This is a genomic window from Sessilibacter corallicola (assembly GCF_021290925.1).
Taxonomy (GTDB): domain Bacteria; phylum Pseudomonadota; class Gammaproteobacteria; order Pseudomonadales; family Cellvibrionaceae; genus Sessilibacter; species Sessilibacter corallicola.
Window position 1 is genome coordinate 835,308 of the sequence record NZ_JAJSLX010000002.1, and the last position, 25,546, is coordinate 860,853.

A 25,546-nucleotide genomic window follows, 5' to 3' on the forward strand; every position below is an offset into this window, starting at 1 on the left:
GTGCCATTATTGGTAACGCTGATTGCAGTTTCACCATAATCAGCGTAGCCAATCCAATCTTAATACTGTCCCTTTTTTCCCGCCAGCGATAAACACAGTGCGATAAAACAATAAACCGAGGCAAATACCAAACTGGTTTGAATGGTTTGCAACAATAATGGACTTTCGTTCTCGGTAATGGGCGTAGAGCCGATGTAGTGGCTAATCAAAAGCGTCACGATACCCATGCCAATAGTGTTGCCAGTTGTTCTCGATAAGTTGATCAGTGCTGCAGCCGCCCCCAGTTCTTTTCGCTCAATTGAATGCATGGCGACGTTGTTATTCGGTGTTGTGAAGAAGCCGTAACCAACCCCCAATCCCAGCATAATTAAACTGATCACCATTGCCGGTGAATCGGCGTGTACCTGTGAGAATGAAATAAATGAGGCGAGCGCGAACACACAGCCGATAGCGGCGATGATTCGAGCATTGAATTTATCAGACAGTTTGCCAGCAATTGGCGCTAGTGGCGCCATTGCGACGGCTTGTAAGAGCATGATATGACCGGCTTGGCTTGGGCTCATGCCTTGAATGTATTGTAAATACATACTGGCAATGATCGAAATCGGATAACTGGCGGCGTACATTGCCACAGTCGCAATCAAAGACAGCGTAAAACCTTTGTGTTCTGTGAATAAACTGAGCCTGACCAGCGGATTCGCGACTGTTTTTTGATGTTTGATAAACCAAACTAAGCAGGCGATGCCCACCAGTAACAAGGCGGAATATTCAAGTTTGGGTAAGCCGGATAAACCCACGACTAAACACACACTCCAAACCGCAAAAATACTGGAACCGAGCCAATCAAATTTGCCGACGCTCGGGTTTTTCCATTCACCTTTTAATCGAGTAATGGCAATCATCAAGCAAAACAGTGCTGGAACTTGAATCCAAAAAACACTTCGCCAACCTAAATACTCCGTTGCCCAGCCCCCGAGCGCAGGCGCGACGGCCAAACCACAGTAAAGTGCAAATGCATTAACACCTAAGGGAAGGCCCCGTTTGTTGGGTGGAAACACGGAAGTCAGTATCGCCATGGAGCAGCCAAAAATCATGGCGCTGGCGACACCTTGAATAAAGCGACAAGCGATCAGCCAGTAAATGTCATTGGCCATCGCAGCCAATAATGTGCCGACGGTATTGGTAATAATGCCAATCAGATACACGCGCTTTCTACCGATGTTATCGGCCAATTTGCTGAACGGTAGCATCAGCGCGATATTACCCAGCAAGAATATAGTCGGAACCCAGCCGATCAAAACCGCATCGGCATTTAATGCATTGGCAATCGTTGGCAGAGCAACGTTGACCGTAGCCAAGGTGACCGGGCCCAAAAAAGCTCCAAAGCTAACAACGAGCATGGCGTAGATTTGGGCTTTGGAATTGTCTTGGTAGTAGGCTTGGGTTTGTTCTGGAGTCAAATCAACCTCGGTAATACAACAAGTCGGGCGTGTGTGATGACTATCATATCAAACTTGAAGAACCTAGCTGGGACACCGGTAGAAATAATTTCGGTCTGTTACGCCAGTGGTAAAACGTTTTCTACACATTCTTAAGAAACCTGTGATTAACCCCAAGCCTTGTGACTCTCAAATTGTGCACTGCAAAAAAGAGTGGGTGTTGTTTGCAAGGCGAGTAACGCTCTGCCACAAAAAGTTCTGTCGGTATTTTTACCAGAGGGATTCTACGTAAGTCGTAACATGGGTTTTGATGGCGAGCATCTAGATTTTTGTGAGATGCGCAATTGAGGATATTCGACAAGCTGAAAACAAACACTGGTATGTAAAGTGGATTGTTTATCTGGGATGGATTCTTGATTGGGTCAATTCGAAAGGGTGAGAGTAAAACTTAATTAAATGTATTGTACGTGCAATCAGTTGGTTATTAACAAATTACAAACTCTGTATTGAAAATTGTCATGAAAGTTTCATGATCGATTGAAAAGGTAAGTAAATAAAGACAAAAAAGCAGCGATGTTATCGCTGCTTTTTTTGTTTCATCAACAGATGTAGCGTGTAGTGTGAGCCCAGAGTCTGGCCAGGCGGCACTTATTCGGCCATTTCTTTTAATTTTTTAAGCGGACGAATTTTAACTTGTATGCTAGCAGGTTTTGCTTTGAACACGGTCTCTTCGCCAGTGAATGGGTTGATACCTTTACGTGCTTTTTTCGCAGGCTTCTTAACAGTAGTTACTTTTAAGAGACCAGGAAGAACGAAATCACCGCAGCCGCCACGTTTTTTAAGATGGCCAGCCATGATGTCCGATAATTCGTCAAGAACAGCTTGTACTTGTTTTTTAGGGACTTCGGTGTTTTCAGAGATTTGAGTCAAGATTTGGGTTTTAGTGTAACGTTCTGCAATAGGCTTAATACGTTTAACAGGCGCTGCTTTAGCGGCAGCTGGAGATTTGCGGACGGCCATACTGGGTTCCTTGTTGTTGATATTTGTTTGAAACACGGGCGCAGGTTGAAATTTAAAACTACAGGTGCGCTTATTGTGGCTAAGAAATACTGTATTTAAAGTATAGAATTACATCTTAGACGCGCAATAGCGCCCGCAGCACATTATATATAGTATAAAAATAAGCTCCGCAATAATTTTATTTGAAAAAATACGTTTTTGCCCTATTTTTTTCGATAAAAAATTACTGAGTAGTCACTTGATTAAACATTTTTACCCAAAATGGACTGAATCGAGTGCCGCTGAAACGATTGATTTCCATGATCGCGCGATATTGGGGTCTTTGACGTTGTTGTCGATATTCATTACCAACACTACACGCAAAATAACTGTCTGCAATGGCGAGAATTTTAGCGCCGTCACAAATTTGAGATTCTTCTAAGCCTACCGGATAACCGGAGCCATCATGGTACTCATGATGCTGTAAAACCATCTCACTGGCTTCGAGCCAACCCAGTCGTTTTAGCGGTTCTGCTCCCAAGCGTAAATGGTCTCGCATAGTACATTGGTCTAAGTCGTTAAACGGCTGGTTTTTATGCAGAATCTCAAGCGGAATAAATGTCATTCCAAGATCGTGGGCGATTGCCGCCATGGCTAATTGATTTGGGTCTGACGGATTATTCGCCTTCTGATTCATCAGTAGCGATAATTTAGTAATTAATTCTGTTCGACCTGCCCAGCGCGGCGATCGACTTTCGACAGCCGGTGTAAGATTGAGCATCAACAGTAAATCGTCGTGATGGTCGATGCCAAAATTGGTCAACCACTGAGGCAATTTTTCAAGCGTGGTTGTTGTTGCGGATGTCGGCAGTAACTGAGTTGGGACGGTTTGATGTTCGAGTAATAACTGGCTCAGAGCATTTTCAATTTGTTGTGTTACTTGATGTTCATCGGCGGTAACAATTTTTGTTGTGTGTCGACACAAATCTTTAATTTCTTGGCTTTCGTGCTCTTCAATTTTACCGAATGTGATTTTCTCGACAGTTTCTCGAATGAGCAGCAAACACAACAGCAAGACATCGTTAAGCGCAGTAGTTAACGCTAATGTGTTTGAACTCAGTTCTTCCAGTAAGTCTTCTACACTTTGAATCAGTGGCGATAAAACGTTAACTCGCTCAACTAACAACAAGCTCTTTATTTGACGTACCGATTGATTCAAATTTTCCAGTGCCGATTTGTCATTGGGGGAAAATTCAAGATGCAAGAGCAATTGCGTACAGGTTGTATGAAACTGATCAATATTTTCTAGCAGGTCCATTCCTGAACTTTCTTCTAGAAATTCTGGCGAGCTAAATAGCATTATCTGTGAGACTCCTCTGATGAAAAGCGTGTTGCTGCCGTTCCTTTGGCTTTATGCGTCATAAACGAGAGAATCGAGCCAATTTGAATTGTTGTATTTCAGACTAGCAGAGGAAAATGACGCTTTTACTTCACCAGTAGCTACCAAGACTTTAGTATATAAATCAGTGAGTTATATGTGTAATAAACAATCAAAAATTTGATATTGGTGAATAATTTGTTCGGTTAGTCTTCTGGGTGGGATTTATTTGTGTTTTCGGTCTTTGGTCTGCACCGGTTTCGAAAAGTTGAACTCATCAACCTTTAAAATAGCGCTAACTGTCCCGAAATAGTCTGTATCTGCGAGATAAGGCAAAAGCTATTTATACAACGGTTAAATGGTGTTTTTTGATGTTTATATCGTTGGCTATTGCGCTATAATGCGCCGCTTTTGCAGATGTAAAATACTTTGCACAGGGTTCAGGCGCCGATTGACGCTAGGCGAGCGTTTCGGGCTTGAGAGTTGTATTCCAGCTTCGCCGAAGCCACGTGTAAAGCGGTATGTGGAAGGACTAGGAGATTGTTATGCCTATCTATGAGTATGTATGTAAGTCGTGTGACCATGAGTTTGAAGCATTACAGAAAATGTCTGACGACCCTCTCACTCAATGCCCACAGTGTAATAATTTAAGTTTGACCAAGAAGATTTCAGCGGCAGGTTTTCGGTTATCCGGCAGTGGCTGGTATGAAACAGACTTCAAATCCGGTAAGAAGAAAAACCTCACTTCTTCGTCTGATAGCAAATCCCAAGAGTCTGGAACGCAGTCTTCAGGTTCGAGTAAGACAAAAAGTACACCAGCGGCGACCAGTTAAGTTTGCAACGGGTCGCTCTCGACAAAATTTAAGCAGCCAAATGGCTCATTGGTAAACAACAGGAAAGTAATATGCGCTCTCAGTATTGTGGCGTTCTTAACGCTTCATACATTGATCAGGAAGTCACATTGTGTGGCTGGGTAGATCGCCGACGTGATCACGGTGGTGTCATTTTTATCGATTTGCGTGATCGCGATGGTATCGTACAGGTAGTTTTTGATTCTGATAGCGCAGACTTTGAAACTGCAGATAAGATTCGAAGTGAATACGTATTAAAAGTTACCGGACGTGTTCGTGCGCGCTCGCAAGAGACCGTGAATCCGAACATGGCCACCGGCGAAATTGAAGTTTACGGCAATGACCTCGAAATTTTAAACGCTGCTGAGACGCCTCCGTTCCCGCTAAATGAGCACTCCAATGTTGGTGAAGACGTTCGCTTAAAGTACCGTTTTCTCGATTTGCGCCGCGGTGAAATGCAAAATAACCTTCGCTTGCGTGCCCGAGTTACCAGTGCTATCCGCACGTTCCTCGACGAAAACGGCTTTTTAGACATCGAAACGCCGATTCTAACTCGCGCTACTCCAGAAGGTGCTCGCGATTACTTAGTACCTTCGCGTACCCACGACGGTAAGTTCTTTGCGTTGCCACAATCGCCTCAGTTATTTAAGCAACTGTTGATGGTTTCTGGCTACGACCGTTACTACCAAATTGCCAAGTGTTTCCGCGACGAAGATTTACGTGCGGATCGCCAGCCGGAATTTACCCAAATTGATATCGAAACGTCGTTTTTAAACGATGAAGAAATCATGGGCTTAACCGAAGAAATGATCAAAAACCTATTCCAAGAGGTGAAGGGTGTTGATCTCGGTGAATTCCCAAGAATGCCATACGCTGAGGCAATGGAAAAATACGGTTCTGACAAACCTGATTTGCGTATTCCACTAGAGCTTGTCGACATCAAAGAATACTTAAAAGATGTTGATTTTAAAGTGTTCGCAGGTCCGGCTAATGATCCTGCTTGTCGCGTCACAGCATTAAAAGTTGATGGCGGTGCGGTGTTGTCTCGAAAACAAATCGACGATTACACTAAGTTTGTCGGTATTTATGGCGCTAAAGGTTTGGCGTGGATTAAAGTCAACGAACTTGAAAAAGGCATCGAAGGTTTGCAATCGCCAATCATCAAGTTTATTGGCGACGACGTTACGTTGAAATTAATGGAACGCCTGAATGTTAAAAATGGCGATATCGTTTTCTTCGGCGCCGACAAAACCAAAGTTGTGACCGAAGCGTTAGGCGCACTTCGAATCAAAGTTGGTCATGACCTCGATCTATTAACCTCTGAGTGGGCGCCACTTTGGGTTGTTGATTTTCCAATGTTTGAGGAAAACGACGATGGCAGCATGACCGCACTTCACCATCCGTTTACCGCACCTTCTTGCACACCAGAAGAGCTAAAAGCGAAGCCGCTTGAAGCGCTTTCTGTTGCCTACGATATGGTCTTAAACGGCACCGAATTAGGTGGTGGTTCGATTCGTATTCATCGTCAAGAAATGCAACAAGCTGTTTTTGAAACGCTTGGTATCAACGAAGAAGAGCAAAACGAAAAATTCGGCTTCTTGTTGGACGCTCTAAAATACGGTGCACCGCCACACGGTGGTTTGGCTTTTGGTTTGGATCGCTTAGTCATGTTAATGACCGGTGCTGATTCAATTCGCGACGTTATCGCCTTCCCGAAAACGCAAACCGCAGCGTGTGTTATGACTGACGCGCCAGGAATGGCTGATAAAAATCAACTTAAAGAGTTGAATATTCAGTTGCGCAAAAAAGAGAAAGAAAAGGAAAAAGAAGGTTAATTAAATAATTTTCTATACTCTTTTCTACAAAAAAACCGGCAACTGCCGGTTTTTTTGTTTTTGTACTCTGAGAAATTTTTTAATAGCCAGAGATATGATTACTGAGTCGTAAAATTACATTTCGACAATTTCTGCAATTTCAAGCGTGCCATTGATGTCGAAAAATGGGCATGACTTTACTTTTGCAATAGCCTCGTCAATGTTTGCAGCTTTAATGATGGTGTGACCACTCATGCTCGTTGCGCTGGATTCCATCAGGGAGCCATCGGCATTGAGAGTGCGGCTGTTTTTGTAAGGCACCATTGGCTTTACAACGTCTTCGCCTAATGATTGCAACCATTGTTGATAAGATTCGAAATGCTTTTTGCCTTCTTCGGGGGTTTTGGGATGTTCTCCGCCAAAGTAGGTGATAATAAACTGACTCATAATAATACCCTCGGTATTTTTTATGGCTTTGCCAATCTGGATGGGTTGCCAGATTGGCAAAAGATTAGTTATTTTCTCTTTGCTCGAATACAGTTTCAATTTCGCTGACAACACCGTCGGTAATACTGGTGCTACCATCTACTTCGGCATTTTCAACAATTACTAAGTCTTCTTCTTCAACAGAACCTTGAATATTAAGTACGTTGCCGCCGTCAACCGAAATGCCGATAATTTCAATTTCGTTGCCACCCACACGCGATACCGGCCCCTGAAGAGTAACATCTTCGTCATCAATCACGCCTTCATTGCTCAATGAAATTGCGAACGGGTTTTGATCTTCGTCGGTAAAACCAAACAGGCGTACTTGGCGATCAGCAATACCTGAGCTAACAATTAAATCGTCGTCAACGGTTAAGTTAGTGATTGGAATATCTAAGCCGAAGAAATTTACCGAAGTGTTTACGGTAACATCGCTGGACGCTAACGGCGCCTCGATCAAAATACGACGCTCGTGATAAATAATTGTATTGGCGGTAAGTACTTGTGTATCGAGATCAAGATCGCCTTCTACTTCAATTTTTGCGCCGACAATTAAATCGGTTGCCGTGCCGCCTAAATAGCTAACGTTTGAACCCAGCTCGATTTCCTGATCGTCGACAAAGATTTCGGTGATCGAATTAATGCTGGTGACTGTGCCTTCCATTTGCGCCGGTAGGGTTTCAATGTCATCGTCGTCGGCGCGCAGTGCGGGTAAGGCAACGGTTAGACATTCAACGGCAAGTAGAGTGGAAAGGTCATCGCCCGGACTGAAGTTTTCTTCGGGAATTGCCGTAACTTCAACGTAGTCTCCTTCGGCAAGTTCACGAGTTCCGCAATCGGGGAAGGTACCATTTAAAATGATGTTTTGATCGGCGATGGTGAATGATTGGTTGGCGGTTAAATTCTCAACAGTACCGGTCATTTTCCAAATACTGAATTGGCCCGGTTGCAAGTCAACTCGGGTCGCCAAGATACCGTTTTGGCGATTGGCAAAACCGCTCACTCGGGCGATATCGCCAATGGCTAAGTTGGTTACATCTTCACCAGAAATATCTCGAAGTTCGGTGTCAGCAGTAGTGATCACCTCGTGAGATAACACCTCGAATGGGTTCAAGCTGGTAACAGGGCCAACCAACAGGTGATTCACTTCAAGGCTTGTCACCGTGCCCGTTGCTAGGTTTGATGGCGCGCCGTCTTCGATGATTAATGTGACGACCATACCATCTTCTAAATCTGAAGAGACGGCGGGAATGTCATCAATTGAGATATCAATGTTGCCTAGGGAGAAGTTGCTGTCGAAATTAACCTCAAGGTCAGAGGCGTCAGTGAGAGTGCCGATAGTCGCGCCACCGTCGTTGCCACCGCCGATGCTGCCACCGCCACCGTTGTTTCCGCCGCCATTATTACCGCCATTGTTGTTATCGTCGCTTGGACCTAACTGGAAGTCACAACCTGCTAACGGTACGGCAAGACAGGTGCTGATCAACGCAAGTGGGAACAGCTTTCTTAGAGAAAAGTCATTGAGATTCATATTCTAGTCAGTCTTCTAATTCTAAATTAAGGCTAGGGCCTGTTAATACTCATTAAGCCGTTTCTGTTGTCTCTGAATATGTCCTGATTGAGGCGCGAGGCACGTGATTTAGTCATTCTAAATCAGTAACGAGCAGCATCAATGACCAGTAACATCAGTAGCCAGTAATAAAAACAGCAGGGCACTTTCAAATGAGTGTTAACAGGCCCTAGTGTAACAGAGCCCAAGCAAACGTAAATCGGCTCAGCCGCTGTAATTGGAAAAGAATCAAAGAAATTTAAATTAGACGAGATGTTATGAAACTCAGAGAATATTTTATCCGCGTCTAAATACTGACCTTCATTGTTGTTTCACAATGATGAAATATGGACTGTTAATGTTGGTTAATTTTGAGCGATGTTTAAAAATAAAAATGGTGGTAGATCACTAAAGAAAAAACATCTGCTTTGTATAAAAATTATTTCGCTTTTTTCGAATATTTTAACAAATTGTGATCACTATTTTCCTGAATTCGAGGTTTGATACTACCTAAATTTTTAACGCGTAAATTAGGGTTTATTTACACTCTATTTAAGCATTTCTGTTGGGGAAAACTTTCACGAATATATTAGAACGTGCGCAGTTTAGTTATTTAAATTTAACAATCTATAACCGTTGAAAAACTCGATTTTTTGTAAGTCACGGATCATTGCTCATTAAATTAATGTCAAGATGACCTAAACTAATATCAATTCAGTCGATAGTTATTTTATCGGTGTCGGCCGCTTATATAAGTAATTTAAAATTTCGAATCAAAAAGTAATTTTTCGAAATTTTTGGCCGAAAACCTAGAGGAGCCTCTGATTAACCTCAAGATCACTCAGGCCAAGGAGTTTTTTTCTGATTAAGGCGTGCTTTTGAAGGTCTAACGGGTTAAATCGAAAAAGCACAACGCGGAGCAGGAAAAAACTGGCAGGCCCCGTAGGGCGAGTTCTCAAGCGCACATTTGCGGCGTTGCCGTTTTTATTAAGGACTAAGGCCATTAATTGCAAACGGCGTCTTGCAACTGCACGCTTGAGATCACGCTGAGTAATTTTGAGGTTAATCAGAGGCTCCTATATTCAGTATGTAATCTTCACACGAACGATTACCTCGCTTATTTAATTTGATGTTGGAATTAATATGATTAAACGGAACTCCAAATTATTCGCTCTCGTTGCAGCCTTTGCTTTAACAGCTTGTGGTGGAGGCGGCGGTGGCGGTGGAGGCGATACCGGTTCGTCGTCAACATCATCGGACGCACCCTCGTTTGTTGATGTATCAGGCAGCGTAACATTTGATAGCGTACCCCATAATCCACTCACATTAGGTCTTGATTTTGAATCGACCACCATCGAACCCGCACGCGGTGTTGTTGTTCAGGCCATTGATGTTAACGGTGCTGTGATTGATGAAACTGTCACCAATGGTAATGGCGATTATTTATTGACAGTTGGCGTCGACACTCAAGTGTTTATTCGCGCCCGTGCGGAATTATTGTCGCCAGCGGGTTCTTCTTCGTGGGAAGTGGCCATTACCGATAACACCAACAGCAACGCTTTGTATGTTCTCGATGGCCAAGCTTTTAATTCGGGCGACGCAGACGTCACTCGCAATCTCCACGCTGCATCTGGTTGGGATCTGAGCCAGATGGATTATCTCGATCCGCGAGCGGCTGCACCCTTTGCTATTTTGGATGCTATTTACGAAGCCATTCAAGCGTTTGTTGCCATAGACTCCACCATTCAATTGCCGGCCTTAGAAGTGCGTTGGAGTGAAAACAATGTGCCAACGGGTAATGGATCTGCCACCGATTTAGCCAACGGAATGATTTCCACCTCCTTTTACAGTCCTGCTCAGCAGGTGATTTATATCTTGGGCGGTGCTGACCAAGACACGGACGAATACGACAGTCACGTGATTGTTCACGAGTGGGGACATTATTTTGAGGACATCATGTCGCGCTCGGATTCCTTAGGCGGTTCCCACTCAATTAATGATCGACTAGACATGCGTTTAGCGTTCAGTGAAGGATTCGGTAATGCGCTATCTGGCATTATTCTCAATGATTCTCGCTATATTGACAGTTTGGGTGTCAGACAGCTGTTTGGTTTTCAAATTGACGTAGAACGCAACGATAACGTTAATATTGGTTGGTTTAATGAAGGCACCGTACAATCAATTATTTACGATATCTTCGATGGAATTACCGTTGTGCCTGTCGGCGATCCCGAAGCCAGCGATGAAATTTCCGCAGGGCTTGCGCCAATTTACGAAATCCTAAGAAGCGACGAATACGTTAATTCACCCCTGCTCACCAGTTTGCATCTGTTTTTGGCCGAATACAAAGCGGTCTTCCCCGGTGATGCCGATGCCATTGACCGCTTGGCCGCAGGCCAAGATGTTACGGTTAATGACGCCATAGCTACAGGTGAGACTAACGATGGTGGTAATCCTGTGACCTTGCCGGTTTATATGATGCTAAGCCAGGGGCAAACGGCAGACTTTTGCTTGATTAATGATTTTGGACCCCAAAATCGTTTAGGAAACTTCCGCTATATTTTGCTCGAAGGTTTAACTGCTGGTAACTACACGATTCGAGTTGACCGTATTTCCGGTGACCCGGTGACAGACCCAGATTTATTTATTTTGCAGTCGGGTAATTTTGTTGCCGCTGCGCAAACCGGGGCTGCTAATACCGAGTTCTGGTCTGGCCAATTACCCAGCGGTAATTTTGTGCTCAATGTTTTCGATTTTAACCGTGCTGATGCATGTTATCGGGTGAGTTTTAATTAATTGGAAAATACAAACAGCGGGTAAAGTAAAAGCGTACTTTGCGAGCAATTACATAAATGAGTTAGGCAACCCACTGGGTTAAATCTTATGAATACGTCAAAATTATTATTGCCTTTAGTATTAACTCTTGGAGTTGGTTTGATTGGCTGCGGCAGTGAATCGAGCGATGACAGACTGACTGCGTCGGTTTCTGCCCCCGAGGTAGATTCACATACCGAAACCGTTGATGAACAAAGTGGTTTACGTCTTGGTCGTCATTATTTAAAACCAGGCGCGGCGGTACTGTTTGATCACGACTACGACGGTAAAACCGACGTGTCGGAACAAGAGTTGGTCAATGTACAAATATTGCCTTCGTTCAATATGGAAACCTTACGCGTACGCATCACCTCAGTGGATGGCATCATGGTCGGTGGCGATATTTCTTTTCAGGGGCCGGCAATCGGTCAACAACCGGTGAACATTCCCGTGCTGATTCAATCAGGCTCTGAAGGTCGCTATTACCTGAATGTTATGGTTGATTCGATGGTAAAAGGCGATAAGCAATCGCGCAGTTTTGCCTTACCCATTGTCGTTGGTGACGCTCCTATCAGCACCAAATCCAGCCAAATCGTTGAATCCAATGGCGAGCTTATTCGAGTGATGCCGGCAACGGAAAACCCTTAACATTACCCCCAATTCAGGCGCTGTTCGGGCGCCTGAATACCTTCCTCCTTTCGTTCAATCTGATTCCATTTCTTGACCGACCTTACTTTGCCTGACAGACTTACACTGGATATAAATTCAGGTGTTATCTATGGCATTGGTATTGGGAATCGATCCGGGTTCCTTAAAAACAGGTTTCGGTATCGTTAATTCGGTTGGCGGCAAAAATGAATACGTCGCCAGCGGTGTTATTCGCCTGCCAGCGAATGAATCCTTGCCCGAACGTTTGAAAATTATTTTTCAGTCCGTTACCGATGTCATTATTGAGTACCAGCCCAATGAGATGGCCGTCGAACAAGTGTTTATGGCAAAAAGCGCCGGTTCTGCGTTAAAGCTCGGACAGGCGCGTGGCGCGGCGATTGTGGCGGGAGTGAATCAAAATTTACCCGTGGCTGAGTACGAAGCCAGAAAAGTGAAGCAATCGGTGGTGGGCACGGGCGCTGCGGATAAATTCCAAGTGCAGCACATGGTGACTCACCTACTAAAACTTTCTTCCGTGCCGCAAGAAGATGCCGCCGATGCGCTCGCGGTTGCATTGTGTCACTCACACACACAACAACAGCTGATTCGCAGCACGCGTTCGGTGACTTATCGCCGTGGTCGTTTAGTGTGAATTCCATTTGTTCAGTGGCTTATACACCGTAAAAATAAGGAATTATCGTAATTATGATTGGTCGTTTAACCGGTGTGTTGGCAGAGAAGCAACCTCCTTTTTTGCTGATTGACGTCAACGGTGTGGGGTATGAAGTTCAGGCACCCATGACAAGTATTTATCAATTGCCTGCGCTCGGTGAAAGAGTCACCTTGTTTACGCATTTTTCCGTCAGCGAAAACGCTCAGCAGCTTTTCGCTTTTAAAGATAAAGATGATCGGTTGTTATTTCGCCATCTAATAAAAGTAAGTGGCGTCGGCCCAAAATTAGGGCTGGCGATTTTATCGGGGATGGAAGCCAACGAATTCGTGCAAGCGGTATTGAATGGCGAAAGTACGCGGTTGGTGAAAATTCCCGGTGTGGGAAAAAAAACCGCTGAACGTTTGGTGGTGGAAATGCAAGACCGACTCAAAGATTGGTCGGTTGCGCCAACCGAATCTTCTCAAGACACATCGGCCAGCGAAAATCCGGGCCAACAAGGCCTCTCTCAAAATGATATGATCGCCGAGGCTGAAAGTGCGCTGGTCGCACTGGGTTACAAGCCTACCGAAGCCGCAAAAGTGATCGCAAGAGTGTGTAAAGAGCACACGCCATCGAGAAGTGAAGAACTGATTCGTTTGGCGCTAAAGAGCATGCTTCCTGCGTAGCTGTGTTAATTCTAGATTGAGGCCATTGCCATTGTATGATCGATAAAGATCAAATCGACGCTCCCCGAATTGTTTCCTCCGTTGCCGATCAACGCGAAGAGGTGCTTGACCGAACGGTTCGGCCGCAAAAGTTGGCCGATTATGTCGGTCAGCCTGTGGTTCGCGAGCAGATGGAAATATTTATAGGTGCTGCAAAAAAACGCGGTGAAGCTCTCGACCACACCTTAATCTTTGGCCCACCCGGGCTCGGTAAAACCACGCTCGCCAACATTATTGCCGCAGAGATGGGAACAGAACTGAAAACAACGTCTGGCCCGGTGCTTGAAAAAGCCGGTGATCTAGCGGCTTTAATGACCAACTTAGATTCTGGTGATGTCTTGTTTATCGATGAAATTCATCGATTAAGCCCTGTTGTCGAAGAAGTGCTTTATCCGGCCATGGAAGATTTTCAGCTGGATATTATGATCGGCGAAGGCCCCGCAGCGCGGTCGATCAAAATTGATTTACCGCCGTTTACCTTGGTCGGTGCCACCACCCGAGCTGGATTGCTAACCTCGCCGCTGCGCGATCGATTCGGAATTGTGCAGCGTTTAGAATTCGTCAGCGTTCGTGATTTGACTCACATTGTGCTGCGCGCTTCGCGATTGATGTCGATTTCGGTCGAGCAAGACGGCGCCCACGAAATTGCCAAACGTTCAAGGGGCACTCCTCGAATTGCTCTGCGACTGTTGCGACGGGTACGCGATTTTGCCGAGGTTAAAGGCGACGGTGTTATCACGGCCGAAATAGCCGATTCTGCATTAAATATGCTGAATGTAGATTCTCTCGGATTTGACCATATGGATCGACGCATGCTGCTTGCGGTCATGGAGAAATTCGGCGGAGGCCCAGTGGGTGTAGAAAGTCTCGCCGCCGCCATCAGTGAAGAGAAAGGCACCATCGAAGATGTGCTTGAACCCTATTTGATTCAACAGGGCTACATCACTCGCACACCCAGAGGTCGAATCGCTACACAACGTGCTTACGATCACTTCGGCATCGCTTCTGATCCAGACTCAGACGCCTAAATTTCCCATTAGTATTTCAACTGATCATTCATTATGTCGAATTTTTTTATCCCCGTGCGTGTGTACATTGAAGATACCGACGCCGGTGGCATTGTTTTTTACGCGAATTATTTAAAATATATGGAGCGTGCGCGCACGGAATTATTGCGCAGTCACGGGTTCCCAAAACCTGCATTGGTGGGGGAGAGCGGATTACTGGTGGTGACATCGGTTAATGTCGATTACAAACGCCCTGCGACCCTCGACGACGAAATTAGAGTCACTGCTGTAATAGAAAAAGTGGCTCGGGTTTACGTGGTGTTTAAGCAAGAAGTGTGGCGCGACGATGAATTACTGTGCACTGGAACCATCAAGGTTGCCTGTGTTGACAGTGCTACAAAGCGGCCCATGTCGTTGCCAAAAGAAATGTTGGAAAAAATCCGCTCTTAATTCGACAATTGACTCTTATTAGGGGCAATTCTTTCAATACGGTGGAACCGTTCGCTCGAATTGCACCCTAACAGCGCTCATGCATCTTGTTGTATTTTCGATTGGGTCAGGCGGCGTTAATAAAAGTTTACCCATCATTTTGTGAACCACTTAAATGCCCAAACACACATAAATGTCCAAACATTCATTTCAAGCTATAGTGCCGTACTGGTTCGTTTTTGATCTTCCCACACTAAACTAATCCTTTGATACTATTGTCCATAATTAACATTCAGTCATTTGGAGTTACCTCAGCCCATGCAGGCGTCAGAATCCCTCTCTATATGGTCGCTTATTGTACAAGCGAGTTTTCTTGTTCAAGCTGTAATGGCAATTTTATTGTTAGCGTCCGTGGTCTCTTGGGTAATGATCGTCAATCGCGGCATGTATCAACGTCGAGCAAAACGCTTGTATACCGAATTTGAAAAGCGGTTCTGGTCGGGCATTGATCTAACCCAGCTCTACAAACAAGGTAATAATCGGGCGAATGCCGGCGCTATTGACGGTGTGGAAAATATTTTTAGAGCGGGTTTTAAAGAGTTTTCTCGTTTACGCCAGCAAGGTGCGGTGGATGCCGAAGCGGTCATGCAAGGAACCGAACGGGCAATGCGCGTTGCCCTTGCCCGCGAAGAAGAAAAGCTAGAAGCCAACCTTGCGTTCCTCGCCAGTGTTGCTTCTGTTAGCCCTTACATTGGCTTGTTCGGTACGGTTTGGGGAATCATGAACTCGTTTCGCGGCCTGGCCAATGTTCACCAAGCAACCTTAGCAACTGTTGCGCCTGGAATTTCAGAGGCCTTGGTTGCTACTGCGATGGGCTTATTTGCCGCGATTCCTGCGGTACTTGCCTACAACCGCTACTCTGCCCGAGCCGAATCTTTGGCCGGTAATTACGAGACGTTCTCTGAAGAGTTGTCGTCGTTTTTGCACCGTAAACTTCACTCCAACGTTGCCTGAGTTATTGCGCTATGGCCGTACGAAATAAAAAACGCAAACCCATGGCTGAGATCAACGTCGTACCTTACATCGACGTGATGTTGGTACTGTTGGTTGTTTTCATGATTACTGCGCCCTTGTTGATGCAGGGGGTGGAAGTCGATTTACCGCAAGCGCCGTCAGAACCTCTCGATAGCGAGCAAGACGAACCGTTGATTGTGTCGGTAAAACAAGACGGCAGTTTTTATTTAAACCTAGGGCAAGATCAAAACTCGCCCAAAGCCATGACACAAATCCAAGACATCGTTGGCAAAGTTTTGCGAGAGAAACCTCAAACGCCTGTTCTCGTTTGGGGTGATCATCGCGTTCCTTACGGTGAAGTCGTCGGTGTTATGACCAGTTTGCAAGCTGCTGGTGCGCCGTCGGTCGGTTTAGTGACGGAGCCACAACAATAATGCGCACGGCGTTGGCTAAACCCGGATTGATGGTTTCTATTTCAGTGAGCGTGATTTTTCACGGGATATTAATTTATCTCGTGGCGCTGGGTTGGGAAGAAACCAAGCAGTCCGAAGTGCGAAACCCGCCTCGAGTCGTGCAAGCTACGATTGTTGAATTGACCCAAAAAGCCCCGACCCAAGCGACAAAGCTCAAGGAAGAACCCAAGCCCAAAAAAATCGACTTAACCAAGAAAAAGCGCGAAGCAGAATTGGCTGAGAAAAAACGCCAAGCACAAATTGCGGAAAAGAAACGTCAGAAAGAATTAGAAGAAAAGAAAAAAAGAGAAGCGAAAAAGAAAGCCGAAGAAAAACGAAAACAGGAAGAACTGGCTAAAGCTGAGGCGTTAAAGCGACAAAAAGCGTTGGAAGAAGAATTGGAGCGCGTCGAGCAAGAGCGGCTTCAACAACAATTGCAGGAAGAAATCGAAGCTGCAGAGGCCGCCGAGCGGGCGCTAATTGCAGAGCAACAAGCAGAGGCAACCGCACAGAGTTACGTTGCGTTAATTTCTCAGAGAATTGAGCAATTTTGGAGTCGACCGCCATCGGCGCGAACCGGCATGCGATGTGAATTACTTATTCAGTTAGTGCCCACCGGGCGCGTTGTTAATGTCAGTATCGCATCGAGCAGCGGAAACAGCGCTTTTGATCGCTCCGCAGAGCAAGCCGTATTGAAAGCAGAACAATTTAGAGAATTACAACAACTGGAACCCGAGGTGTTTGAACGTTATTTTCGTGAATTACGAATTGTGTTTAATCCCCAGGATCTGCGTTTATAAAAAATAAAAGGTGGAATTAGTGATGTTATTTTTTAAGCGACTACTGATCGCTTTAAATTTAATCCTGTTTAGCTCAATGAGTTTTGCCCAATTAACCATTGAGATTACCCGTGGTGTGGATAATCCAACCTCCATCGCAGTCATTCCATTTCAGGGAATTGAATCTCTGCCCGAAGATGTGGCATCCATTGTCTCGGCAGACTTAAGACGCAGCGGACAATTCGCCCCGGTTGATCGGGAGAATTTATTGTCATTGCCGCAAAAAGAAGCCGATGTATTTTATCGCGATTGGCGCATTTTAGGTGCCGAGTATTTAGTGATTGGTGGCGTAGAGCGTGTGGCTAACGGCTATCAATTACGCGTTGAGCTCTACGATGTACTCAATCAAAGACAAGTCTTTAAAAAGTTTGCCACCGCAGGTGCTGGCGATTTACGAAGTTTGGCACATTACGCGGCGGACGAAATATACGAACAAATTACCGGAATTCGCGGCGCTTTCTCAACCAAAATTATTTATGTGGAAGTGTTGCGTAATCCAAACGATCCAACCAAAGCAACCTATCGTTTAATTCACGCAGATGCCGATGGCGCTCGTGAGCGAGAATTATTAAAGTCGGACCAGCCACTGTTGTCACCGCGCTGGTCTCCCGATGGCAAACAAGTGGCTTATGTTTCGTTTGAAACGTCGCGCGCGGCGATCTTCACTCAAAACATCAGTACCGGCGAGCGCCGACAAGTGACGAATTTTAAAGGTCTAAATGGTGCACCTGCATGGTCGCCCGACGGTCAAAAATTGGCGTTTGTGTTGTCGAAAGATGGCAACCCGGAAATTTACACCATGGATTTAAACACCGGTAATTTCCAAAGAATTACCCGTCACTTTGGTATCGACACAGAACCAAGCTTTTCTGGCGACGGCAAGGGAATTATCTTTACCTCTAATCGTGGTGGCCAGCCGCAAATTTATCAAATGAACCTTGCCAGTGGTCGCATAGAACGCTTAACCTTCTACGGTGACTACAATGCGCGTGCGAGTTTGTCGCCCGATGGCGAAACAATGGTCATGGTTCATCGAGAAAATGGAATCTTTCACATTGCTGCGCAAAATGTGAAGACCGGAGACCTTCGAGTATTGACGGAAACCAAGTTAGATGAATCACCAAGTATCGCTCCTAATGGAGCTATGCTACTGTACGCGACACAGGCCAACGGTAAAGGTATACTTGCCGCGGTATCTTTGGATGCTGGGGTAAAATTCCGATTACCATCAAAGCGTGGTGATGTTCGAGAACCCGCTTGGTCTCCATTTTTTAATTAGTGGATAAACTCTAAAGGTAAGAAGTGTAATTTGTGCGAAATTTAGTCAGTATGTATGAGTTTTCCAGCTAATTAGGTTTCCTTGTGATCACACTTCTTTCATCACTAACTATTTTTACTAATAATTAGTGGAGTAACCGCTAAGGATAATTTATTTTTATCGTTACTATTTTCAACGCAAATTAAGAGTCGATCCGACAATAATTATTGGGAGTGTAAGACCATGAATGTTTTTAAGACAGGGTTAGGTTTAGTTGTTCTGTCAGCTGTTTTAGCGGGTTGTAGTTCTACAGCTACTAATACTGACGGCAACACCGGTACCCCTTCTGCTACTGAGACTTCTTCAAGTGCAGAATCCAGTGCAGTTGATAATTCTTCTGTAACCACTGACGAGCCTACAGAAGTTGCGTTGGAAACCACTGTTTATTTCGATTTCGACCAATTTACCATCAAATCAGAATACCGTTCTGTTTTGACTGCACACGCAGAAGCGCTAAAAGCTAACCCACGTTCTGTTCGTCTAGAAGGTCACGCCGATGAGCGCGGTACTCGCGAATACAACATTGCTCTAGGTGAGCGTCGTGCTAACGCGGTTCGTGATTTCCTAGTACTTCAAGGCGTTGATAGCAGCTTGCTTGAAACCGTAAGCTACGGTGAAGAAAAGCCAGCGGTTCTTGGCCGTGACGAGCAATCTTGGTCTCAAAACCGTCGCGTAGAAATCAAGTAATAATCTTCGAGAAGTGAGAAATAAACTCAGACATGGTTAACCCAATAAGGTCTACACTCTGGGTCTTTGCGGCGACATTATCGGTCGCCGCTTTGCCGAGTAACGCGCAAGTCAAAGTCATTGATTCCTCCCCAGTAACCGCCGCACAAACTCAAACCACTGCCGTGGCACCGGTTTCTCCCGGCGCAGATTTGCTCACCCGTATGGAGCTGCTGCAACAAGAAGTGTTGGAACTCAGGGGATTGGTGGAGCAACAAGCATTCGAAATAAAGCGTTTGAAACAACAGCGCTTGGATGACTACACCGATCTTGATCAGCGAATTTCGGCACTACTCAACGGTAAAGCTGTTCCTGCGATCAATCCAGGCATTAATCCGCTGCCAAATCAGACGCAAAACACGCAACCTGATTTGCCGAACAATCAAACCGCTACTGCGGGCACAGCCGACATTCCAAGCGAACGTCAGTTGTATCGCCAAGCTATTGATTTGCTGCTCAAACAGAAAGATTTCCAAGGTTCTGCACAGCGATTGGAACAGTACTTGGAATACTACCCGCAAGGCTTATTTGCTCCGAATTCCCAATATTGGTTGGGCGAAATCCATTTGAGTAATGGCGAGACTGAACAGGCGAAAAGCTGGTTCAGCAAATTACTGAATGATTATCCCGGACACGCAAAAATTCCAGACGCGAAATTTAAGTTGGGCAAAATCCACTTTGAGCAGGGTGATACCGCAACCGCGCGCCAGTTATTGGTTGAAGTATCTCAAAGCGGAACCGCTGCTGCTGAATTGGCTCGCAACTTTATGGCCGCCAATCAGCTTTAATCCGCGATCAAATAATACGATTCTATAAAAAGGCAGCTCGCTTATTGGCTGCCTTTTTAGTCTCATCTCCCCACCGTTTATGGTGTTGTTTTTCCTGAACTTTCCCGTAAATTTCTGTTGGAAGTAGTTGCTCAATTGGTCAATTATTAGCTAAACTGCGCCGCTTTTCCGCCGCGGTGGAGAAACCTATATTTGATCTGTTGTCGACATCGTTCATGCCTGATTTGAGTTTAAAAATTACAGAAATCTTCTATTCGCTCCAAGGGGAATCCCTAACGGTGGGGGTGCCTACGGTCTTCGTGCGGCTGACCGGTTGCCCTTTGCGGTGCCAATACTGTGATTCTGAATACGCTTTCCACGGTGGTGAACGCTTATCGATAGACGCCATTGTTGAGCAAGTGCGCCAGCACAATGCACGCAATGTCTGTGTTACCGGTGGCGAGCCGCTTGCGCAGAAAGCGTGTTTGTCGCTGCTTAACCGACTCATCGACGAACAATTTGAGGTTTCGCTAGAAACCAGTGGCGCGATGCCCATTGAAGACGTTGACACTCGAGTTTCACGGGTGGTTGACATCAAAACCCCCGATTCCGGTGAAGTCGACAGAAATCTCTGGCAGAACCTGCAACATTTAACTCCGCACGATCAGCTAAAATTCGTCATTTGCAGTCGCAACGATTACGAATGGGCCCGTTTTAAGCTTGCTGAATGCAGTCTAGACTCTATTACAACGGTGTTCTTTTCACCGAGTTTCGGACAAGTAGACGCCGCTGATCTCGCTCAGTGGATCTTGAAAGATCAATTGAATGTCCGTTTCCAGCTCCAGTTGCACAAAATTCTCTGGGGAGATGAGCCGGGTCGTTAATTGCGGCGGTTTGCTCATCCCTTAAATTGACTGTTATCCAGTCTTAATTACCGAAACCTATTTAAAACAATGAAGAAAGCTGTCGTCTTAGTTTCCGGTGGACTTGATTCCACCACAGTATTGGCAATTGCCAAGTCCCAAGGGTTTGAATGCTACACCATGAGCTTTGATTATGGTCAGCGCCATCGCTCAGAGTTGCGTGCGGCTAACGATACCGCCGAGCTTTTGGGGGCGAAGAGCCACAAAGTCATCAAACTCGATCTCAGTGCCATTGGCGGCTCTGCTCTGACTGACGACAATATCGCTGTGCCAGAGGAAGAAACTGCGGAAGGCGAAATCCCGATCACATATGTACCGGCACGCAATACCGTTTTCTTGTCGATAGCGATGGGTTGGGCCGAGGTATTAGGCTCATCTGATATCTTTATTGGTGTGAACGCTGTCGATTATTCTGGCTATCCAGACTGTCGCCCTGACTTTATCGCCGCTTTCCAATGTATGGCGAATCTTGCCACTAAAGCAGGCGTAGAAGGCAAAGGGCTGCGTATCCAGACGCCGTTAATCAACCTAACCAAAGCTGAAATTATTCAAAAGGGCAGCAAGCTAGGTGTCGATTACTCGAAGACTATTTCATGTTACCAGGCAGACGAGCAGGGTAGAGCGTGTGGACGTTGCGATAGTTGTCGATTAAGAAAGCAAGGTTTTGCTGATGCTGGTGTAAATGACCCCACTATGTATCAAAATTAGCCAATGATGCTAAGCCTTTGTTTCGAGTGAATATTTATAAAAAATAAATCGAAAAAACTACTTGAGTTTTGTTTTTATATCAGTACTATATGCGCCTCTTCCGGGGTCGTTAGCTCAGTCGGTAGAGCAGTTGGCTTTTAACCAATTGGTCACTGGTTCGAATCCAGTACGACCCACCATTTTAAAATAGCGTGAAATTACTTCGGTAATTTTAAGCTGCCTCCACAGAAAGGTTGAATTCTGTTTCCGGGTCGTTAGCTCAGTTGGTAGAGCAGTTGGCTTTTAACCAATTGGTCACTGGTTCGAATCCAGTACGACCCACCATTTTCTTCTTCTGCAATTGTTTTTAAGATTGTTTCTAAAATAGTTTTTAAAATCATTTCTGATTCTTTAAGAACTTTTAAAATTTAGTTTCTCTGATAGTTAAACCCTGAGTTATCTTCTCAAGCAGTTTTGCCTAAGCTTATTTGTTTTATAGTTATTAACTTGGTTCCTCTCTTTTTATATTCCCTACAAATTTCTAATATATTTTTGTGTGTATCAATAAAGTCGAAGTGTGTAACTTTTTATTTTTCTACCTGAAAATATTCTCTCTGCCATTGTGAAACTATTCAAATACGGAGCGGTCGTTGACTCATTCAAATCCCTAACGAGCAAGTTAATACAGGAATAAAAAATGAAAAAGGTCAAAGTTGATTTGTCAGTAGCTGAATCCGCTGAGCGCATTAAGCAATCACTGCAGGAAAAAGGTTTCACCCTCTTTTGTGATATTGATCATCAGGCTAATGCCAATTCCGTCGATTTGGAGCTACCCGCTGCGCGAGCTTTGATTTTTGGTAATCCGTTGGCCGGAACCAAGCTCATGCAAAAAGACATTGCTGCGAGTTTGGATTTGCCGCTTCGTATTTCGGTTGTAGAAGACGGTGGCGACACCTTGGTTGTTCATATGACCACTGAAGATTACTGCCGCAATTATCAGCTAGAAGGCCACCCAGTGCTTGAGAAAATAGAGCAATTATTCGCCGCGTTGGTGTCAGAGCTTTCGAATTAATTTATCGACGGTTCGATAATTAAGTGCGCGAAAAACAACTGCCAAAATTTATTCTAACGACTAGTGTAAAAATTACTTTCGACTGGTATTTCTCGTCTTTGAGAAAATTCACCGTTTACGTGTATCGGCAATGTTGTTAAGCGTTAGAACCCCTGGTTTTATTGAGCAAACCAAGGGTTCTAAGCGTTAATCAGTATTTACGATTTGTTGGTATTATTCCGAGATCGGAGTGAAAATCACTTTATCGATCAAGAAAATTCCCGAGTTACCGCTTGAAGCAAGAGCAACTTTGTTGCCGAATTTAGGCAGGTCGATAATGTAGGTCTCAGCTTGGGTATCGCCCGCGTTCAGCTCAGGCACCGCTAAGTTAGCATCAATCAGTTGTTCATTAACTTTAAGATCAATAGTCAATCCGCTGCGAGTACCTTTTTTACCGCCGTTGTAATAAACCGTCATTTGGTATTTACCGGCGATAACTTCAAGGTCTTCCCATTGGGCGTAGTCTTTGTCTCTGGACATCTCCAAAAACCCGGTATCGGTAAAACCATTGGTTACGTCATCTATGCGTGCATAACGGTGGAATTTATCGATAGTATCCGCTGGCAATACGAAACGATCTTTCGCCTGCTCACGTCGACTTGGTACTGAGGTTTCGGTCGAGTAAGGCCAGTTGTTACGATCAAGTTCGCAAGCACCGGTATCGTCACAGTTTTCAGTTCGAAGCACTTTCCATCGATAACCCTGGGTTGGTCTGAATATGTGATCGCCTAAATCAACGGTTCTGGTTTTTAGATTGGCGACCTTACAAGTACCCAATACAGCAAAGCTACTGTTGTCAGACGGCGTATTCAAACATTGGCCTGTCTTGCGGTTTACGATAAATCCGTGTTCGAGAACCGCCCATTCTTGGCTGGTTTTTTCTTCGCGCTCTGGGTCTAAGTCGTAGTTACATTGATTGAGAACAATGTCTGAATCGTTCGATGCAATGTCCAAACAAAGACCAGTTGCTTCGTTAATCAATAAACCTGATTTGTCGTGGAAACGCCAGGTGTCTGGATTATTGTTGCGATCATCAATGTTTAATCCGCTCAAATGGTTGTGTCCTTGATTCATTTCGCACACTGCCATTTTTACATCAGCTGATTTGTAGTTGTGGTTATCGGCACGCATACAAGCGTTGCGCTCTCCAGCAAACGGGATGTTTGAGCTGAACGGAACCAGAACTAATTGTTCCCCTTTAAAATAATTGCTGGCTTCAACAAAATCGCGGAAAGTCTCATCTCTTGTGGAGTAGATTTTTTTCCACATGTTTTTATAGGTGTCAGCGGCATCGGCAAGTTTGTCGTCAACGTGGTTGTACCAGCTGCTCACCGAACCGTTACACAGAGCACCGTGGCATTCGCTTTCGTATCGATTTCGATCACCGTTAGGCTGGTAGATATCGAGAGTAAAGAAGCGCTCGTAGCTGCTGAATGGCCCAGTTTGACCCACTTTCAGTTGATAGGTTGCATTTGCTTTACTGTAATCGTATACAAATCGGCCATAGTGATCGTTGGCTTCTTCGAGATTTTTGATCGCTCTCATACGCGATTGAGGAATACTAAGATTCAAATGATTTTGCGCTAAGTTTTCTAAATTTCCATGAGCGGAATACAGCTCAACCAAAACCAATTGAATGTTGTACTTTAAAGAGTATAAGTAGGGCAGGTAGGTTACTTGCGCCCATTTCTTACCGACACCAAACATAACCTCAGCGGCTTCGACATCGGTAATAATATTTTCAAGTTGGCCGATAACGAGAAGAATTTCATCTTCGGACAACTGGCCTTCACCGGCAAGTTCTATCAAGTCGGTTTGAGAAGCAAATTCTAGTGAAAAGTAACCGTATAAATCTTTCATCTGACGGCGTTGTAAATCCGTGAGAGCAATGTCGATTTTTTTATCGACCGCTTCCATGATCTCATCCCAGGTGTAATTAAGACCGCCACCTTTACACGTCGCAATAACACCAAACTGAGTAAATATTTTAACAAGCTCAGGTATTTTTCCTGCGCCGGGAACGAACTTAAAGAAAGACTCAAGCAGTTTTAACCCAGCTTGAGGGGCGTCGTCACAGAACGGAAGGTCGCCTGCTTGTTCATCAATGGAATCGAGAAATTCGTCACCTTTTCCTAAGGCGTTTTCAAGTAATTCGTCGGTAGATCGAGCTGATAAATAATAGCTTCCGTCGGCCGGAATTAAGTGTACAGGGACATCAACTTGCGCAGTTGTTGTATGTGAACAAAGCAATAAAACGCTGGCCGCAGTTACACTTTTGCATAACGACGAAAAGCAATTTTTATTTATAGACAAGTTTTTTAACATTGTAGTTATTTACCTTCGGTTGATAGGAAGGAAAAATTTTATCACCGGGAAAATTACACATTTGTTATTGATCGAATATTCCAAATATGGTTGATGACATATTTGATATTTTATTGCGTGATTTTTGGAAAAAATTATTTTCTTAGGTTTGTTTTTTTAATGTCGATTTGTGTTTAGAAATTATTTAAAAAAATAAATTTCCCATGGCGTATATTGAATGAAACGAATAAGTTGTTTGTATTTGGTGCAAATATTAAAATTAATATATGAATATATGTATTTTAATATTTTTTATTTTAGAAAATTATTTTTCTCCCTATGGAAAATGAGTGATTTTTTATAAGCTTTGTAATTATTTCTGAAGAATTTTATTTATTAGTAGGATTCGAAACTTAAGAATAAGTTGTGTGAATTATTTGTGAGGGCAGTTATTTGTTTTAAGTAAACATAACTTTATGTTGCGTAAATAAAAGGGCGGCGAGTGATTGGGTGTTAACGGTCTTATGTTTAATTTGTGTTTGGTTTTTGTATATGTGTGCGCAAGCGGGAGTTGTCCGGTGAATTATCGTTTTATCGACAATAAAAAATTAACG

Annotated in this window: 23 protein-coding genes and 2 tRNA genes; 19 read left to right on the plus strand and 6 right to left on the minus strand. The window is 44.5% G+C overall.

Annotation, left to right across the window (positions count from 1 at the left end; all coding sequences use genetic code 11):
* Window positions 1-59: 59 nt before the first annotated feature.
* The 3 genes from LU361_RS10870 to LU361_RS10880 form a co-directional block, all read right to left on the minus strand.
* Window positions 60-1,460, minus strand: coding sequence for an MFS transporter (locus LU361_RS10870; protein WP_233088870.1), 1,401 nt, complete (start codon window positions 1,458-1,460; stop codon window positions 60-62).
* Window positions 1,461-2,087: 627 nt separating this feature from the next.
* Window positions 2,088-2,459 (minus strand): HU family DNA-binding protein, encoded by a 372-nt coding sequence (locus LU361_RS10875; protein ID WP_233088871.1) that lies wholly within the window; start codon window positions 2,457-2,459, stop codon window positions 2,088-2,090.
* A gap of 223 nt (window positions 2,460-2,682) precedes the next feature.
* Window positions 2,683-3,798 carry an HD-GYP domain-containing protein gene (locus LU361_RS10880; protein ID WP_233088872.1) on the minus strand — a complete coding sequence of 372 codons (1,116 nt, stop codon included), beginning with the start codon at window positions 3,796-3,798 and terminating at the stop codon, window positions 2,683-2,685.
* Between the two features lie 563 nt (window positions 3,799-4,361).
* On the opposite strand from LU361_RS10880, the gene LU361_RS10885 reads away from it, so the two are divergent.
* Window positions 4,362-4,649, plus strand: a complete 288-nt coding sequence (locus LU361_RS10885; RefSeq protein ID WP_233088873.1) for an FmdB family zinc ribbon protein — start codon at window positions 4,362-4,364, stop codon at window positions 4,647-4,649.
* A 71-nt stretch (window positions 4,650-4,720) separates the two neighbouring features.
* Entirely contained in the window at window positions 4,721-6,502 is a 1,782-nt protein-coding gene (aspS, locus tag LU361_RS10890) for an aspartate--tRNA ligase (protein ID WP_233088874.1), read from the plus strand.
* Window positions 6,503-6,616: 114 nt separating this feature from the next.
* On the opposite strand, the gene LU361_RS10895 is transcribed toward aspS, so the two are convergent.
* Complete coding sequence (locus tag LU361_RS10895; RefSeq protein ID WP_233088875.1) at window positions 6,617-6,928, minus strand: YciI family protein; 312 nt, start codon at window positions 6,926-6,928, stop codon at window positions 6,617-6,619.
* Between the two features lie 64 nt (window positions 6,929-6,992).
* Window positions 6,993-8,498 carry a DUF5666 domain-containing protein gene (locus tag LU361_RS10900; RefSeq protein ID WP_233088876.1) on the minus strand — a complete coding sequence of 502 codons (1,506 nt, stop codon included), beginning with the start codon at window positions 8,496-8,498 and terminating at the stop codon, window positions 6,993-6,995.
* Between the two features lie 1,161 nt (window positions 8,499-9,659).
* Between LU361_RS10900 and LU361_RS10905 the strand changes: the two genes are divergently transcribed.
* From LU361_RS10905 to LU361_RS10985, 17 genes are all read left to right on the plus strand, one after another.
* Window positions 9,660-11,312, plus strand: coding sequence for a hypothetical protein (locus LU361_RS10905; protein WP_233088877.1), 1,653 nt, complete (start codon window positions 9,660-9,662; stop codon window positions 11,310-11,312).
* Window positions 11,313-11,399: 87 nt separating this feature from the next.
* Complete coding sequence (locus LU361_RS10910; RefSeq protein WP_233088878.1) at window positions 11,400-11,978, plus strand: hypothetical protein; 579 nt, start codon at window positions 11,400-11,402, stop codon at window positions 11,976-11,978.
* A gap of 130 nt (window positions 11,979-12,108) precedes the next feature.
* Window positions 12,109-12,630: a crossover junction endodeoxyribonuclease RuvC gene (gene ruvC, locus LU361_RS10915; protein ID WP_233088879.1), complete on the plus strand. Its 522-nt coding sequence runs from the start codon at window positions 12,109-12,111 to the stop codon at window positions 12,628-12,630.
* A gap of 53 nt (window positions 12,631-12,683) precedes the next feature.
* On the plus strand, window positions 12,684-13,316 hold the full coding sequence (ruvA, locus tag LU361_RS10920) for a Holliday junction branch migration protein RuvA (RefSeq protein WP_233088880.1): 633 nt from the start codon (window positions 12,684-12,686) through the stop codon (window positions 13,314-13,316).
* Window positions 13,317-13,351: 35 nt separating this feature from the next.
* Entirely contained in the window at window positions 13,352-14,383 is a 1,032-nt protein-coding gene (gene ruvB, locus LU361_RS10925; protein WP_233088881.1) for a Holliday junction branch migration DNA helicase RuvB, read from the plus strand.
* A 33-nt stretch (window positions 14,384-14,416) separates the two neighbouring features.
* Entirely contained in the window at window positions 14,417-14,812 is a 396-nt protein-coding gene (gene ybgC / locus LU361_RS10930; protein WP_233088882.1) for a tol-pal system-associated acyl-CoA thioesterase, read from the plus strand.
* 297 nt (window positions 14,813-15,109) lie between these two features.
* A complete protein-coding gene (gene tolQ, locus LU361_RS10935; RefSeq protein WP_233088883.1) occupies window positions 15,110-15,805 on the plus strand; it encodes a protein TolQ in 696 nt (231 codons plus the stop codon).
* 11 nt (window positions 15,806-15,816) lie between these two features.
* The gene (gene tolR / locus LU361_RS10940; protein WP_233088884.1) at window positions 15,817-16,239 is read left to right on the plus strand and encodes a protein TolR; all 423 of its coding nucleotides are present in this window, start codon (window positions 15,817-15,819) and stop codon (window positions 16,237-16,239) included.
* Window positions 16,239-17,057 (plus strand): cell envelope integrity protein TolA, encoded by an 819-nt coding sequence (gene tolA / locus LU361_RS10945; RefSeq protein WP_233088885.1) that lies wholly within the window; start codon window positions 16,239-16,241, stop codon window positions 17,055-17,057. The genes tolR and tolA overlap by 1 nt, the downstream gene beginning before the upstream one ends.
* A gap of 22 nt (window positions 17,058-17,079) precedes the next feature.
* Complete coding sequence (gene tolB / locus LU361_RS10950; RefSeq protein ID WP_233089530.1) at window positions 17,080-18,375, plus strand: Tol-Pal system beta propeller repeat protein TolB; 1,296 nt, start codon at window positions 17,080-17,082, stop codon at window positions 18,373-18,375.
* Between the two features lie 222 nt (window positions 18,376-18,597).
* Entirely contained in the window at window positions 18,598-19,101 is a 504-nt protein-coding gene (pal, locus tag LU361_RS10955) for a peptidoglycan-associated lipoprotein Pal (RefSeq protein WP_233088886.1), read from the plus strand.
* A 32-nt stretch (window positions 19,102-19,133) separates the two neighbouring features.
* Window positions 19,134-19,928: a tetratricopeptide repeat protein gene (locus LU361_RS10960; protein WP_233088887.1), complete on the plus strand. Its 795-nt coding sequence runs from the start codon at window positions 19,134-19,136 to the stop codon at window positions 19,926-19,928.
* 215 nt (window positions 19,929-20,143) lie between these two features.
* Window positions 20,144-20,791: a 7-carboxy-7-deazaguanine synthase QueE gene (gene queE, locus LU361_RS10965; RefSeq protein WP_233088888.1), complete on the plus strand. Its 648-nt coding sequence runs from the start codon at window positions 20,144-20,146 to the stop codon at window positions 20,789-20,791.
* A gap of 69 nt (window positions 20,792-20,860) precedes the next feature.
* On the plus strand, window positions 20,861-21,538 hold the full coding sequence (gene queC / locus LU361_RS10970) for a 7-cyano-7-deazaguanine synthase QueC (protein WP_233088889.1): 678 nt from the start codon (window positions 20,861-20,863) through the stop codon (window positions 21,536-21,538).
* 103 nt (window positions 21,539-21,641) lie between these two features.
* Window positions 21,642-21,717 (plus strand) — tRNA-Lys (locus LU361_RS10975).
* A 69-nt stretch (window positions 21,718-21,786) separates the two neighbouring features.
* Window positions 21,787-21,862: transfer RNA gene (locus LU361_RS10980), tRNA-Lys, on the plus strand.
* A 352-nt stretch (window positions 21,863-22,214) separates the two neighbouring features.
* Entirely contained in the window at window positions 22,215-22,589 is a 375-nt protein-coding gene (locus LU361_RS10985; RefSeq protein WP_233088890.1) for a DUF302 domain-containing protein, read from the plus strand.
* Window positions 22,590-22,802: 213 nt separating this feature from the next.
* Here LU361_RS10985 and LU361_RS10990 read toward each other — a convergent pair whose 3' ends face one another.
* Window positions 22,803-24,878 carry a ricin-type beta-trefoil lectin domain protein gene (locus tag LU361_RS10990; protein WP_233088891.1) on the minus strand — a complete coding sequence of 692 codons (2,076 nt, stop codon included), beginning with the start codon at window positions 24,876-24,878 and terminating at the stop codon, window positions 22,803-22,805.
* Window positions 24,879-25,546 lie beyond the last annotated feature (668 nt).